The 15,053-nt window shown below is 42.6% G+C and carries 12 protein-coding genes; 4 read left to right on the top strand and 8 right to left on the bottom strand.

Annotation, left to right across the window (positions count from 1 at the left end):
- Positions 1 to 91 precede the first annotated feature (91 nt).
- The 3 genes from B5Y40_RS01270 to B5Y40_RS01260 all read right to left on the bottom strand — a co-directional run bounded on the left by B5Y40_RS01270 (position 92) and on the right by B5Y40_RS01260 (position 2,139).
- The gene (locus tag B5Y40_RS01270; protein WP_079684899.1) at positions 92 to 571 is read right to left on the bottom strand and encodes a CinA family protein; all 480 of its coding nucleotides are present in this window, start codon (positions 569 to 571) and stop codon (positions 92 to 94) included.
- A 6-nt stretch (positions 572 to 577) separates the two neighbouring features.
- Entirely contained in the window at positions 578 to 1,582 is a 1,005-nt protein-coding gene (locus B5Y40_RS01265; RefSeq protein WP_079684898.1) for an alpha/beta fold hydrolase, read from the bottom strand.
- A gap of 74 nt (positions 1,583 to 1,656) precedes the next feature.
- Positions 1,657 to 2,139 carry a DUF6232 family protein gene (locus tag B5Y40_RS01260; protein ID WP_079684897.1) on the bottom strand — a complete coding sequence of 161 codons (483 nt, stop codon included), beginning with the start codon at positions 2,137 to 2,139 and terminating at the stop codon, positions 1,657 to 1,659.
- 439 nt (positions 2,140 to 2,578) lie between these two features.
- Here B5Y40_RS01260 and B5Y40_RS01255 point away from each other — a divergent pair, with 439 nt between their 5' ends.
- From B5Y40_RS01255 to B5Y40_RS01245, 3 genes are read left to right on the top strand one after another with little or no spacing between them, the layout of a single operon-like run.
- Positions 2,579 to 3,049, top strand: a complete 471-nt coding sequence (locus tag B5Y40_RS01255; RefSeq protein WP_079684896.1) for a ferritin-like domain-containing protein — start codon at positions 2,579 to 2,581, stop codon at positions 3,047 to 3,049.
- 23 nt (positions 3,050 to 3,072) lie between these two features.
- Positions 3,073 to 3,636 (top strand): DUF4142 domain-containing protein, encoded by a 564-nt coding sequence (locus tag B5Y40_RS01250; protein WP_079684895.1) that lies wholly within the window; start codon positions 3,073 to 3,075, stop codon positions 3,634 to 3,636.
- 25 nt (positions 3,637 to 3,661) lie between these two features.
- Positions 3,662 to 3,943 carry a YtxH domain-containing protein gene (locus B5Y40_RS01245; protein ID WP_079684894.1) on the top strand — a complete coding sequence of 94 codons (282 nt, stop codon included), beginning with the start codon at positions 3,662 to 3,664 and terminating at the stop codon, positions 3,941 to 3,943.
- 526 nt (positions 3,944 to 4,469) lie between these two features.
- Here B5Y40_RS01245 and B5Y40_RS01240 read toward each other — a convergent pair.
- The 3 genes from B5Y40_RS01240 to B5Y40_RS01230 form a co-directional block, all read right to left on the bottom strand.
- A complete protein-coding gene (locus B5Y40_RS01240; RefSeq protein ID WP_079684893.1) occupies positions 4,470 to 4,991 on the bottom strand; it encodes a TIGR00725 family protein in 522 nt (173 codons plus the stop codon).
- A 70-nt stretch (positions 4,992 to 5,061) separates the two neighbouring features.
- On the bottom strand, positions 5,062 to 5,463 hold the full coding sequence (locus tag B5Y40_RS01235) for a putative signal transducing protein (protein WP_079684892.1): 402 nt from the start codon (positions 5,461 to 5,463) through the stop codon (positions 5,062 to 5,064).
- 88 nt (positions 5,464 to 5,551) lie between these two features.
- A complete protein-coding gene (locus B5Y40_RS01230) occupies positions 5,552 to 8,221 on the bottom strand; it encodes a hypothetical protein (RefSeq protein WP_079684891.1) in 2,670 nt (889 codons plus the stop codon).
- A 137-nt stretch (positions 8,222 to 8,358) separates the two neighbouring features.
- Here B5Y40_RS01230 and B5Y40_RS01225 point away from each other — a divergent pair, with 137 nt between their 5' ends.
- The gene (locus B5Y40_RS01225; protein ID WP_079684890.1) at positions 8,359 to 8,682 is read left to right on the top strand and encodes a hypothetical protein; all 324 of its coding nucleotides are present in this window, start codon (positions 8,359 to 8,361) and stop codon (positions 8,680 to 8,682) included.
- 107 nt (positions 8,683 to 8,789) lie between these two features.
- Here B5Y40_RS01225 and B5Y40_RS01220 read toward each other — a convergent pair whose 3' ends face one another.
- A complete protein-coding gene (locus B5Y40_RS01220; protein ID WP_079684889.1) occupies positions 8,790 to 9,935 on the bottom strand; it encodes a cystathionine gamma-synthase in 1,146 nt (381 codons plus the stop codon).
- Between the two features lie 127 nt (positions 9,936 to 10,062).
- Positions 10,063 to 15,006 (bottom strand): InlB B-repeat-containing protein, encoded by a 4,944-nt coding sequence (locus tag B5Y40_RS01215; protein WP_079684888.1) that lies wholly within the window; start codon positions 15,004 to 15,006, stop codon positions 10,063 to 10,065.
- Positions 15,007 to 15,053: the final 47 nt, after the last annotated feature.

Here is a 15,053-nt window from a genome sequence, read left to right as displayed (position 1 = left end):
GTGTATATAGGATCAAATATTCAGATCAAATATTCAGATCAAATATTCAGATCAAATATTCAGATCAAATATTTCAGATCAAATATTCAGATCAAACTATTAAAGACGCAAACTCTTTAATTACTTCCTCAGTAAAAAATTTCTGAACTTCCCATGCATCTTTTATAGTGGTATGTATCTTCTTTACTTCAAGGTTTTTTCCGCGGAAAGAAAAAGAGAAGAAGGCGAAAGGTTCCTCCACGGAAACCTCGGGTGCCGGCATAGCATACCCGGTAATTCCTATACCCCAATCACTTCTGAAGAGGCTACAAACATTATCTGCCATTTCCATCGCTACCCTTTCAGATACGCAATTTGTAAATTGCGCATGTATTGGCTCCACCTGCAAGTGTCGGTACTTCTGCCCTAAATTATAAGCGGTGATTCCTCCTTGGAAAAATTTCATCGCAAATTCTGCCCGTGACAAAGCAGCCTGTATATGTCCGGAGGTAACACTTTCGGCAACCGACACAGTCTGGTTGCTTCGTAACATATAGTCTTTAATGACATTGATTTCCTTGAGATCGTACATGCTCTATTATTGCGCTATAAAATCTTTTAATGCCTGGTTAAATCTTTCCGTATTTTCCAGATGAGGTATATGGCCAACATTCTCAAACTCTATAAGATGTGCTCCGGTTATAGACTCCGCTATTTTTCTGCCGAGTGTTGGATATTGTCCTACGGTTTTTCTTTCCTCTTCAGACAGCGCATCTTTCCCTATAGATGTTCTGTCAGCCTGTCCTATAATTAGCAAGGTAGGACGCTTTATGTTTGCAAATTCATAAACCACGGGCTGCGTATAGATCATGTGACTGGTTAATGCATTTACCCAGGCGAGCCTGTTATACTCTGCGCTTAACGTCCAGCGGTATTGAACCTGAACATACTGTTCATACTCCTGCTTCCATACAACGTAATAAGTCTCATGATATTTTCGAATGCTCGCTTCTGTTCTGGCAAGTTCCTTTTGATATTCCTTTTCTATGGAACTATAGGAAACCTTCACTTTATAATCTTCAAGACCAATGGGATTCTCTAATATCAAATGGCTTACCCTTGCAGGATACATCAGTGTAAAGCGTGTTGCCAACATCCCTCCCATCGAGTGCCCCACTACCGCTACAGTTTGTATAGAAAGTGAATCAAGCAATTTTTTAGTTTGCTCGGCCAGAAGTTGAAAAGAATAAACAATAGATGCCTTAGACGATTTCCCAAAACCAACTTGGTCAGGCACTATAACACGATATCCTAATGCCGCCATGAATCGAATCGATTTCTCCCAATACGCTCCGAAGAAATTTTTGCCATGCAAAAAAAGAACAGTTTTACCGTTCTCATTTGCAACGGGCTTTATGTCCATATAGGCCATGGAAACATCTTGACCCTGGATATGAAGTTTTATATACTGTATGGGAAACGGATATTTAAAATTCTCCAATGCGAGTCCTAATGGTTCCTTAGGCTCTTTAGGTTCAACCTGGCACCAGGCTGAATGTATACTCATGATAACAATCAGTGACGCGGTAATAAATTTTACCATACAAACGCAAGTATAAATATATAGTCAAAAAAAAAGTCTGTCCCGTTGCCGGGACAGACCCCTAATAATTCAGCTTACTCTTTTACAGCGATGAATGAATGACCAGAACCTGGCCGGGCAAATCTCAATGCTTCATTCAATGCGTTTACAATTTGTGCTACATATTCTTTACGATAACTTACTACTGCATTCTTCTCACCTTCGGCAGTGGCAATTCGCACCGCATATTTTTCGCGGATCAAAGCGATGACTACTATTCCAATTACAAAAAATGCTACACCAATCCACATGATGATCGTGTTTGCATTTATAAATTCTCCTGAGTCTGTGCGCATCTCACCAAATGCATTAATAGGAAACACATTCATGAATCCACAAAGACCAAGAATGAGTCCTGCCAGCATCAACAGAATTCCTGGCAAGCGCTGAGGCCTTACAATAAGCAAACCGTGTTTGATAATTCCTTTCAAACTATACGATGTATTCTTTACCTGGAAAGTAGAATCTGTTACAGTTACATCGTGTCCATCGGTATACAAAATCTTATCTGGTATCATAACATTATAATTTTTGTTATCCTGAAATCAATTTGTGATATACCAAATTGTATAGAAATATTTATGCCTTTGCATTTAAAACGAAGCACACTATATATAATATGGATTGAGGTGAGAAAAATCTGCCTCATGGCAGGCAAAATAGCCCACCTTGGAAGCATTTGATGGGATGACCAATGACTTTCTTTAAAAATGACAGTTTAAAATATCGTCCCCTATATATCTCAGTATGTGGTTATTTTCCTCAATACGTGTCAACTTTTTATAACGTATTCAATTTTCCACCACGTGTTCAAACGCAGGTCCTCTTCTTGGGGCAGTGTGTACTCAAAATATGCCATTCATTCCAACATTATTTAGCGTGTTGAATGGCATGTTTTTTTGAATATACGTTTAAGTCAGTAAGTACTGACTCGAAAACTACTTAAATATATATGCTATGAAAACGAATGAAAGAGTCGTCAGTATTCTGAATGACCTGATCCGTACTAATCTCGATCGTATTAAAGGATATCAAAAAGCTGCTGAAGAGATTAAAGATACAACCGACTTTGAAATCAAAACTATCTTTATTCAGATGGCAGAAGATAGCCGAAACTATAAAAGCGCTTTGACAGACGCAGTGATACGTCTGGGTGGTGAACCTGCAAAAGACACATCTGCTGCCGGAGATATATACCGCGCGTGGATGGATGTAAAAAGTACATTTTCTTCCGATGATGTATTGGCGGCTTTACAGCTTTGCGAATTCGGAGAAGACAGAGCGTTGGAATCTTATAAAGATGCCTTAAGCGAAAACTTCGAATGGCCTGTAGGAGTAAAGAATATAGTTGAGAATCAACGTAAATCTATCAAGGCATCGCACGATACTATAAAGACTTATCGTGATCAGTATGCACATGCACATTAGCCACTAACTCAAAAACAAAAAAAATGAGACTCGTTCAAAAATTTATTCCCTTTCTATTTGCAGGATTCGTTGTGATATCCTGTGGTAAAAAGGAGACTACAGATACAAATGAAATAGCGGAAGAATCAAATGAAGAAAAATTTGATGAACGTAAGGAAGAGAAAGATGCAGACTTTGTTGCAGAAACAGTTGCTGCAAATTATGCCGAGATAAGCTTAGCCAAACTCGCTACACAAAAATCGGATAACGCACAGATCAAGGAGATAGCACAATTGCTTGAAAAGGAACATGGTAAATTGCTGGAAGATCTGCAGACCTTTGCAAGTCTAAAGGCTATTACTGTTCCAAGTGAGGAGAAAGACGAAGCGAAGCGGAAAATTGAAGATCTGACGAAGGAAGAGAATGTAAAAGACTTCAATAAGAAATGGTGCAAGACCATGGTTGATCAACATGAAAAGAATATAAAAGAATTTGAATCACGTCTTGAGAAGACAGAAGATGCAGATTTAAAAATATTGATTGACCAAAAGTTACCAGACTTAAGAGCACACCTTGATAAGGTAAAAGCGTGTGAACAAAGTATATAATTTTCCACTTTAAATTTTAATCATCATGAACTCAACATCTAAAGTAATTGTCGGCATCCTGGGTGCTGCCGCTGCGGGCGTAATTGTAGGAATGCTCATCGCACCAGAAAAAGGAGAAGACCTCCGCAAAAACATTAAGAAAACTACTGATGACTGGCTGGATGACGTTGCCCAATGGATGGGTAAAGGAAAAAGCTTTCTCTCCGAAATGAAAGACCGCGCATCTGAAGAAGTTGAAGATGCTACTTCAGAAGCATCACAAGGTATTAATGGATTAAAAGAGAATCTTGGAAGAAGGAAACAATAAAAAATGATCTTTTGTAAGTCTTTTTCATTTTTCACTGATACTGGAATTTGAATAAGCAAGAAAAGATCGAGAGGACTCTCATCGAGAGTCCTCTCTTTTTTATATATACTTATACGTATTACATACTATATATATAGTATTGATTGCACATTATTTGGTTACACATAAATTTCCTTCTTACCAGGGTGATTATGTAACCGGATGTGGAACTATATCCCAGAAGAATACACATTTTGCGAAATCTATTTCGCGCTTTTCTTGGGAATATGGCGTTATGCAAGCTTCAGGGGACTGGCACCGTATTTTAATATATAGGCGTAACAGATTTCTTTCATCTTTAGGGGTGCTTCCTTTAACTGAGATGTGAATCTTGGATAAAAAGCTGAGAATATACTCTATATAGCCTGATTCCAGGTAATACTGGCGAAGGTAAAGAAGAAAGAATCTTGGGAGGCTCCTCACGGAGCCTCCTTCTTTATTTATAGGTAACTATATTTATGGGCAACTAATTTCCGAGGACGATTAACTATTCATGTGTAGTTAATCCGGCCTGATGTACGGCAAGATAATCTTTGATCTGGAAGATCACTTCATCAACGTTTTTGGCAACCATCACACGGTATGTACCGATGTTCTTGAAAAACCGTATGGTTATTTCATCCTGGTTCAAGAGGATAACTTTCTTATTTGATTTGATCGCCAGTGCTACTTCAGACGCTGTACCAGCGGCCATCCCTAACACTACAATGATATTGCTTGATAATACGCTGATCAGGTTTCGGGCACTTCCCATACCCGTTACGATTTTGATCTGTGCGTTTTCAGAAGAGTTACGGTCATTGCTATCGGGCAGCACACCGATGGTTAATCCACCAACATCACGTGCACCTTTCATAGCAGCATCCATTACTCCGAAACTGCGACCGCCAGTCAAAACGATCCAGCCATGCTTGGCGATAGCACGCCCAAGCTCGAATGCAATTTCGTTATCATCCGGGGTTGCGTTCTCGCCAGGCCCCATAATTCCTACAATCGTTTTAACAGACATATTTCAGTGAAATTCTGCCACTAAAGTACTCATGGAACGAACGATTTACAAGCGTAACATTTACACGAATTTAAAATTCATGCTCGCAATCCAGACAGCGGTTCACTTTTCGCTTTGGAAAGAAAATTCCGAAGAAGAGTATATTAAGACCAGCCAAAAATTGTTCGCTAAGCTTGCGTGGAAAATCGCGTTCTATCTTTTTTGATTGACATTGCGGACAGGCGGGCGCTGAGTCATCTTCAATGATGAGGTTTGCCTCACTCAAAATATGGCGGGCCTGCGACACGTCACTTTCAAATAAATGAAGCCGAACCTGGAAGAACGCATGCTGTTGGCCAGGGTATAGATTCGCCAGATTCTCTTCCGTTAAAAAACAAGGAATGCCATAGGCGTCCAACTTCGTCTTAATGATATTAGCATGTATAGTATTATCGAACTGCTGAAAGACAACAATCTCGTTCCGCTCTTCCATGGCAAGGATTAAACTTTATTAAGATACGAACAAATCAGTAAAGTCTTCTCCATCATTCTCTTTACTTAAAGAAAATCAAGCAGCGCGTTTACAATGGCTGCAATGTAAGCGAGCGGCCCAGGCCGCTATAGGCTTTCAGACTACCCTGATTAGTACGGCGCACGATCAGCGCATTGCTTTCCAATGGGAGTGTCGTAATCAACTTGCCCTGTCCGTCATAAATAAACGACAGGTCCTGACTTCGATCCGTGATGCTGATATATACTTTACCATTTCCAAAGTCATAGTAACGAACTTCTGCCGGATTGTTGCCTACGAAATCGCTGGCGAATATTTCCTTCAACTCCTGGTTCATCACGGTCAACTGCCGGGGTTCCTGGCGGATCACGAGATATGATTTTTCATTCTCTTCGCGCACTAAACTAAAGCGGGCTTCCGGTACAGTTTTAATAAGAGACTCGCGACTGATAATCTTTCCATCCAGATTAAATTTGATTCTGAAACCATCACGCGATACAATTATAAAACTTGTTGATGCAGCATCATTACCGGCTTCTACTGCATAACTTCCTACGGGGCGGGCATCGAGATTCAGCGGAAAGTTCTTCAACGTCTCTCCCCTGCGATTCATCAGATTAACAATACCATCTTTACGAATGGCAATGATATAGTCTTTGCCTCGAAGGCGATGATGCTGTGCGGGTGTAAATAAACTTCCGTCTGTTGCCTTCGGTTTCCAACCATCGAGGTTGCTACCTTCTTTATCGTACATCCAGAGCTTACCTGTTTTGCTGGCTACCAGGAAGCGATAGTTCTTGCTGTGATCATAATCTACCACGCTGGTATATTCAATGTCCTTCTCTTCAATGGTAATCGGATAAGGCTTCACGTAATTTCCTAACCGGTCGATCACGTGCAGCTGCCCCGCAGTAGCAAAGAAGAACTGGAGCTTTCCGTTTTTGAGGTAATCGATCTGTGCTACATCGCCTGTAATAAAATTATCGAGCTCCACCTTCCATTGAACTTTGCCATCGGCCGATACCAGACTGATTGCACGGGTTGAATCCTGCACCAGTACATCTTCCTGTTTTGTAAAGTGATTTCGGATCACGAAAAATTTATATATACCCTGACTGAAGTTGGTGATGAGCTTATCACGCTTTTCTTCTTTCGCTATTGTACCACGCTTTGTTTCTCCGGATGCAGACCACGTGATGTTGGTATAGTAACTATTATTAAGGTGACTCATTTGGATTGCACCCATTTCTATTGCCTGTAAAGAACTTTGGTTCTCTTCAATGAACTGTTGCCATTTGGGATACAACGCCCCCGCCATCATGTTCCACGCCAGTGGCGTATTGATATATACACTCAGGTTTGCTTCGAGTAGCGTTGTTTCAAGAAACTGATTCTGCGCCACAGATTTACCCCACGTCTCTTCCTTATCTATATCATCCAGAAAACTCTTCAGCTCATCTACATCTTCACCTATAATAATAGTGTTGCCCAACGATGTATAATAGCTTGAAGAGAAACCCGAGAGTAGTGGCCAGAATAATTTTTCAGGAAATGAGCGCAATGGTATTTCACGAAGTTCGTAGTCAGAGAAGCGTTCAAAAAAGACGGTATCGAGACTCGTTTTCTGTGCAACGGTGTTTAGCGTGTTAATCCAGTCTTCTGGTTTGGTGGTCTCGATCAATACAATCTTAGAAAGATTATTTTCCCTTCCTTCCAGATAACATACCGTTACTTCTTTGCCCAGGCTTTGGTATAGATTTTTGAATTGCACTCCTGCCGTAGTTTCCAGCCGGGCAATAGAATCCTGAAGCGATGATTTCTTTTTGGCAGCGTATGTTTTAAGAGACTCTCCTAACTTAGGCCCATCGCTGATTCCATAACTCGTTACCATTACCGAACGCGATGATATCAGGTTCTTCATGTTAAAAGGAACCGGCACCTGGTTATTAAACACAGAAAGTATATATCCCTGGCTTGCACTGTCCATGCTAAAACCATTGAACGTAAGCGTTTGTCCATCCGCTTTAATATCGAGAAGTGCAGAGTGACCTACCTGCTGCACAAAATCCATTGGAGCATTGGCGAAGGAGCCAACCCAGTTGCCAAAGTTTTTAATATTAACATATAGATTGCCGGCATCTTCCTTTACATGCGGCATCTGGTATACCGATGAGATTTGTTTCTTGAACGTAGATCCATCACCGGTATAGGTACGGATCACATCTTCCAGCAGAAAAGGAGTAAAGCTTCCGACCCATATATCATCAACCTCCGCCCACGAAAACATCTGTCCCTTAGAATTCAGTTCGTTAATCTTGACTCCGTTAAATTCACGCTCAGCAGTTTTTAATTTACTCCATTGTTCGAGCAACAGGTTTTTGATCTTGGATTGATATAGCGGAATATAAAAGACGAAGTCAAAATCATCTTTACGTGTTTGATGTGTCGATACCAGCAGTCCACGAGGTTGAGCTTCAATAAAATCGAAGAGCATCTTCAGCGAATCGGCTGATGGCTTCTGATAAAATGCAGCCTTTCTGAAAACAGACCAGAGCGATGTTTGCTGCATCTCCTGTACGCAGGGCTGGCAGTCGTTGGCCTCGTATACAAAAATGGTAGACTCAGGGACTAGCTCCCAGGGAGAAGTGTTCTTGGTTACGAGTACCCGTTCGTAGAGAAAATAGCCCCCGACCGTTACAAGTACTATTCCGATGGTAATTAACAGAGGAAGTCTCTTCACGCGCTTACAACCTTAAGTATAAATTAAGGCTCAAGATAAGAGGCTCTCGTGTAAATGACAACCCTATAATTTTTTCGGACCGGATTAAACCTTCTCTTCCGAGGAATGTCCAAGCATCAGATTAAAAAACAAACGATATGAAACAGGTAATCTTCGTACTCTTGTTAATCGCCTTTGCCGGTATAGCAGAGGCACAAACTTCAGCACCCGGTATCAATGAGCGGCAGAGAAATCAGCGTAACCGAATCAAAGAAGGTGTTGCCAGTGGCGAGCTCACACGCAAAGAAACTGTACATGCCGTGCAGGATCAACGACACATCAGACATATAGAACGCAGGGCTAAAGCGGATGGGAAAGTAACAAAACGTGAACATGCCCGCATTCACCATGAACAAAACCAGGCTAGTCGCTCCTTACGCAAAAATAAACATGACGCGCAGGCAAGACGATGTGCACGCTAAAAAGCGAATAGTATATTGTATACTATAGCAGCTTGACTATAAACAACAAAGGGCTCACATGGGCCCTTTGTTATTATATTATACTATCCCATTAATATTGTATCCTGTTATACTTTACTCAAGGCCTGCTCCAAGTCGGCCAGCAGATCTTCAGCATCTTCTACACCAATGCTAAGGCGGATGAGGGAATCTACGAGGCCGCTCTTCAAGCGCTCCTCTTTAGGTATACTCGCATGCGTCATCGATGCAGGGTGATTGATGAGCGACTCTACACCGCCCAGTGATTCTGCCAGTGCAAAGAGCTCAACACTCTCCATCAGTTTAGTCGCTTTATCCATGCTATCATCTTTCAAGGTAAACGAAAGCATACCACCAAAATCCTTCATCTGTTTTTTGGCAATAGCATGATTCGGATGATCCGTAAAACCTGGCCAGTATACTTTACCAATCTTCGGATGGTTCTTGAGATACTCGGCTATCTTTTTACCGTTGATACAATGGCGTTCCATACGAAGGTGCAATGTTTTTATACCACGCAACACCAGGAAAGAATCCTGCGGGCCGGGTACAGCGCCACACGAGTTCATAAGAAAATGCAGCTCCTGATATAACTTTTCATCGTTCACGATCAAAGCTCCCATTACTACATCCGAGTGTCCACCTAAATACTTGGTAACCGAATGCATTACTATATCTGCACCGAGTTCCAATGGATTCTGCAGATACGGTGAAGCAAATGTATTATCAACTGCTACTATAGCATTGTTCTTCTTCGCGATAGCAACACAGGCTTCAATGTCAACAATGTTCATTAGCGGATTGGTAGGTGTCTCAATCCACAGCAATTTTGTTTTCGCATTGATAACAGACTGAATATTGGCCGCGTTCGTGAGATCAATGAAGTGAAATTTTATTCCATATTTCTCGAACACGCGCTTGAACATACGATAGGAACCACCGTACAAATCATTGCTGGTAATCACCTCATCGCCTGGGTTCAATAATTTTATAACAGCATCGGTAGCCCCCATACCGGATGAAAAGCAGATGGCATGCTTTCCATTCTCTAATGCGGCCAGACTTTTTTGCAGTGAATTACGAGTAGGATTGGCTCCGCGTGCGTATGCATATCCCTTATGTTTGGCAGGTGACTCCTGCACATACGTTGATGTTTGATAGATCGGGGTCATGATGGCCCCGGTGGATGGATCAGGCTCTACGCCTGCATGTACTGCTTTCGTTCCGAATTTCATGATCCGTTGTTTGTAGTTGAGGCGCTAATATACAAAACAGGTTTGAGCTGCGAACGTTAAGCTCCACGGAGCGAAGAGTAAGAAACTCGTTCTTACTCTTCTTACCTTATTCTTTATTTATCAATTCTTAATTCAACCTCGCGATAGTAACACTACCGGTTTGTTTTTTATGATCCGAATATACAATGATATAAAAGTATGCACCATCTGGCAGAGGGTTTCCCGCAGACGTTCCATCCCATGGAGAACTATATCCGATGGAAGAATATACCTTCTGACCTTGTCGGTTGTAGACCACAATCTCAGCTCCGTCCAGCAGGTAGGCATTTTCAATTTGCCAGGTTTCTGTACTTGCATCACCACGATTATCGGGTGAAAACAATTTCGGTGGTTTCACAGTAACACTCTCTTTGCTTTGCTCCTCGAAATTAGCCGTGACAGATTTATCGCTGTTCATGGTTATGGTTACGGCAGGAGAAGTGTCCACTACATCTCCGCTCCAACCCGTAAAGATATACCCCGTTGTCGGTGTAACCATTAACGTTACGACTGTTCCTGCGTCATAGCTTCCAGCTCCGCTTACTGAACCACCTTCAATAGGAAAAGCGGTGGTAGTGAGGGTATATTTATCCGGGGCTTTTAATTGGAAATTTGCAGTAATGATTTTATTACCATCCATCGTTATTGTTATAGAGGGGGATATACCTGAGGCATCACCGCTCCAGCCAGTGAAAGTGTAGCCTGCTTCAGGGATCGCCTTAACCGTAACGACATCACCTGCATTATAATAACTTCCCGCTCCGCTCACTGCTCCACCTTCAATAGGAAAAGCGGTGGTAGTGAGGGTATATTTATCCGGGGCTCTTAATTGGAAATTTGCAGTAATGATTTTATTACCATCCATCGTTATTGTTATAGAGGGGGATATACCTGAGGCATCACCGCTCCAGCCAGTGAAAGTGTAGCCTGCTTCAGGGATCGCCTTAACCGTAACGACATCGCCTGCATTATAGCTTCCGGATCCGCTCACTGCTCCACCAGCAGCGGGCGAGGCGGTAATAGTAAGAGTATATCTATCCGGAGATTTTAATTGGAAATTTGCAGTAACGGTTTTGTTACCATTCATCGTTATTGTAATCGAAGAAGAAGTTCCGGTAGCATCGCCACTCCAACCCGTAAAGGTATATCCGGCTGCTGGTGTGGCCTTAACCGTAACAACATCGCCTGAATTATAACTTCCTCCACCGCTCAATGTCCCGCCAGCAGCGGGCGAGCCAATGGTAGTAAGGGTATATTTATCCGGGGCCTTCACCTGAAAGTTAGCAACGACCGACTTATTACCGTTCATCGTTATTGCCACAGAAGGCGAGGTTCCGGTCGCATCACCACTCCAACCGGTAAAGGTATATCCGGCTGCTGGTGTGGCCTTAATCGTGACAACATCGCCTGAATTATAACTTCCCGCTCCAATCACTGTGCCGCCCGCAGATGGTGTAGTGGTAGTAGTAAGAGTATATTTATCTGGGGCCTTCACCTGAAAATTAGCAACTATCGACTTATTACCATTCATCGTTATTGCGACAGAAGGCGAACTTCCGGCGGCATCACCACTCCAACCGGTAAAGATATACCCTGCGGCCGGTGTCGCCTTAACTGTAACAACGTCTCCTGAATTATAGCTTCCCGCTCCAATCACCGTACCTGCGGCTGATGGCGTAGCTGTAGTGGTAAGAGTATATTTGATTAACTGGAAATTTGCCGTAACCGTTTTATTACTACTCATCGTTATTGCAACTGTAGAAGAAGTTCCAGTTGCATCGCCACTCCAACCTGTAAAAGTATATCCAGTTGCTGGTGTAGCCGTAACTGTGACGACATCACCCGAGTTATAACTTCCACCACCACTCAATGTCCCGCCAGCAGCGGGCGAGCCAATGGTAGTAAGAGTATATTTATCTGGGGCCTTCACCTGAAAATTAGCAACTATCGACTTATTACCATTCATCGTTATTACGACAGAAGGCGAACTTCCGGCGGCATCACCACTCCAACCGGTAAAGATATACCCTGCGGCCGGTGTCGCCTTTACTGTAACAACGTCTCCTGAATTATAGCTTCCCGCTCCAATCACCGTACCTCCGGCTGATGGCGTAGCTGTAGTGGTAAGAGTATATTTGATTAACTGGAAATTCGCCGTAACAGTTTTATTACCATCTATCGTTATTGTAATCGAAGAAGAAGTTCCAGTTGCATCGCCACTCCAACCCGTAAAAGTATATCCAGCTGCTGGTGTGGCCTTAACTGTAACAATATCGCCTGAATTGTAACTTCCCGCTCCACTCACTGTACCGCCCGCTGATGGTGTAGCCGTTACTGTAAGGGTATATTTTATTAATTGGAAATTTGCCGTAACAGTTTTATTACCATCTATCGTTATTGTAATCGAAGAAGAAGTTCCGGTAGCATCACCACTCCAACCGATAAAGCTATATCCTGGTGCTGCTGTGGCCTTAACTGTAACAATATCCCCTGAGTTATAACTTCCCGCTCCACTCACTGTGCCACCCGCAGATGGCGTAGCCGTTGCTGTAAGGGTATATTTTATTAACTGAAAGTTGGCCGTAACGGTTTTGTTTCCATTCATCGTTACTGATATCGAAGAAGAAGTTCCGGTAGCATCGCCGCTCCAACCTGTAAAAGTATATCCGGCTGTCGGTGTAGCTTTAACTGTGACAACATCACCTGAGTTATAACTTCCGGCCCCACTCACGGTACCGCCAGCAGATGGCGTAGCGGTAGTAGCAAGAGTATATTTAACAGGGCTTGTTACCGTCAGTGTAAAGTTCTCGCTTGAAGAACATCCAGCGCCATCTGATAATGTTACAGTATAAACGCCTGCCTGCGCTGACGACACCTTGGCTAGCTGTATCTCGCGTGTTGAAGCACTATAATTCCCGGGTCCTTTCCATGACCATGCGGATAATACAGTTGATGGCCTTGGGCTAAATTTAATAGTATCACCTTCATGCACAGTCGCACTGGCTCCTGTTACCCACGGCCCCTTATTTACTTTATACTTGTGAATGATCAGCGACCTGCACAGTGTAACAGGCAAAGACATTGTCGCAAGACCTTTAGTATCATACACCTTTGCTACTATGGAACGTGTACAGGTATCAGCACCCACGTTCAATTTGTAAGGAGCATTCTGAACTTCACCTATTTTTGTTATACCACTATAGAGTTCAACTTTGCCGATACCGTTACCATCCGTAGCGGTTACAACCACTTCTGTTAAGGAAGGGGCTGATATAGTAACGTCTGGTGCAGTGTTGTACCGTCCGGCAGTATCGGTATAACGAGGCATAGTTCCCCATGGACCACCGGCGCCTGCTCGCGCCATTACAAGTGTAGGTATGCTATCCGCTAAATCTATAGTATATTTATATGGTGGCGTGAAAACTACATCAGTAGGTTCGGTCTTCACTGCAGTCTGATGAAGAAGGAATCCAGCTGTATTTACATATTTATTCTTGTTGCAGTAAATACGTGAGGTCTCTTCAGTTTTATACGTCACGAAACACACCTTTTCAAAATAATTACCTTCAACGCGTACTTCGGCAGTTCCATTAAATGACGAGACAGCAGCATAAATATTATCCTTGTGATAATTATTGAGTACATGTACACGTGTGTTTTTATATGCTTTTGGATTTCGACCGCTTCCACCATCCCAGTACATATGGTCATAGGTAACATCTGAATCCTGAACCAGGGCCGCGTAAAAATCACGACCGTTACACTGAAATTCATTGTATCCATCCCAGTGATCCCATGAGAATGTTACCTCTTTTGCCTGGTTTACATCATTACCGTCACTGATCCATTTAAACGAGCAATGGTCTACCCAAAGCTTCTCTACATTAATCAATTCTATACCACCACCTGCTTCAATGATATGTGGGTTCACATCCCAAACCTTCAGGTTTCGAAAGATGATATTTTTCACATTGCCATTTTGGTTGCTGTAGAAAGAAGCACCACGGAGTGAAGCGCCACGCCCCATACCTATAATGGATTTGTTTCTCGTAACCCCGATCAGACGATCCCACGATTTGATCGTTATATATTTACCTTCACAGCTGGTTGTCGGTGTAATATTTCGTTTATAGGTAAGTCCGGGGGTCGCAGGTGTAGTACCGCATGCAGTACCAAACTTTTGGCAAGGCGTCTCGCATACTTTCGAGTTGGGTTCAATTCGATAATTACGGAAGTCAAATACCCCTTCAGGAATCAAAATAATCCTGCTGGTAGTATCACTGAGAAGGTTCAGTAAATCGGTTTCATCTTTAACGATAACTATATTGCTTCGCTTACCACCCGTGGTCAGTGCACCGAACCCGACTGCCTTAATATTAAAGGTATAGCGGAGTACAACATTCTTATCGCTTTTGCTACCAGACCATATCCATTTTGCCAGTGAATTTGAAGGGAACGTTGGTGAAGAAAGCGATCCACCACTGGGCAACGATGTTAGAGTTCCATTGGCAGCTATAGTTGCTGCCGGCCATGCACTATCATTGTACGACTCTTTCTTCCAACTATCATCAGGTGGGTTATTAAGTGCTTTCCAGCCAGCACCTGTAACATAAGGTTTCTCTAGTTCATCCAAATGCATTAGTACTCCGGGAGCGCCATGGCCATTTACACCTACAATGGAAATTGCATTTTTACCTGGAAGAAATGTCATGGGTATAAATCGAACACGGCCTGCTGCATTATCATATGTCAGCAATTCACCATTGAGATATAAGCGATAACCACCGTCCGCCACTATATATATACCCGGGCCTTCTCCCGCTCCGTATGTAGTACCAATCAGCTTTGAACCGGGCACATCTCCTCCCCCAAATTTTCCATCACTGGGAAGTGTAACAGTTTCATAGCATGTTGACTGTGCATGAACAGCTAACGATGTCAACATCAAACCAATAAACAAATATGTTTGAATAAATTTCAAACAACAGAAAGGCAGCGGCATAATTGTTCCTTTCTTCTCAAGTCTTTGCATGCACTCTACGTTTTAAGTATAAAAAAAATCATGCAGCCTCCTTAAAG

The organism is Ohtaekwangia koreensis, assembly GCF_900167975.1.
GTDB classification, from domain to species: domain Bacteria; phylum Bacteroidota; class Bacteroidia; order Cytophagales; family Cyclobacteriaceae; genus Ohtaekwangia; species Ohtaekwangia koreensis.
Note: the sequence above shows the minus strand (reverse complement) of the source record. Positions and strands in the feature narration are given on the sequence as shown.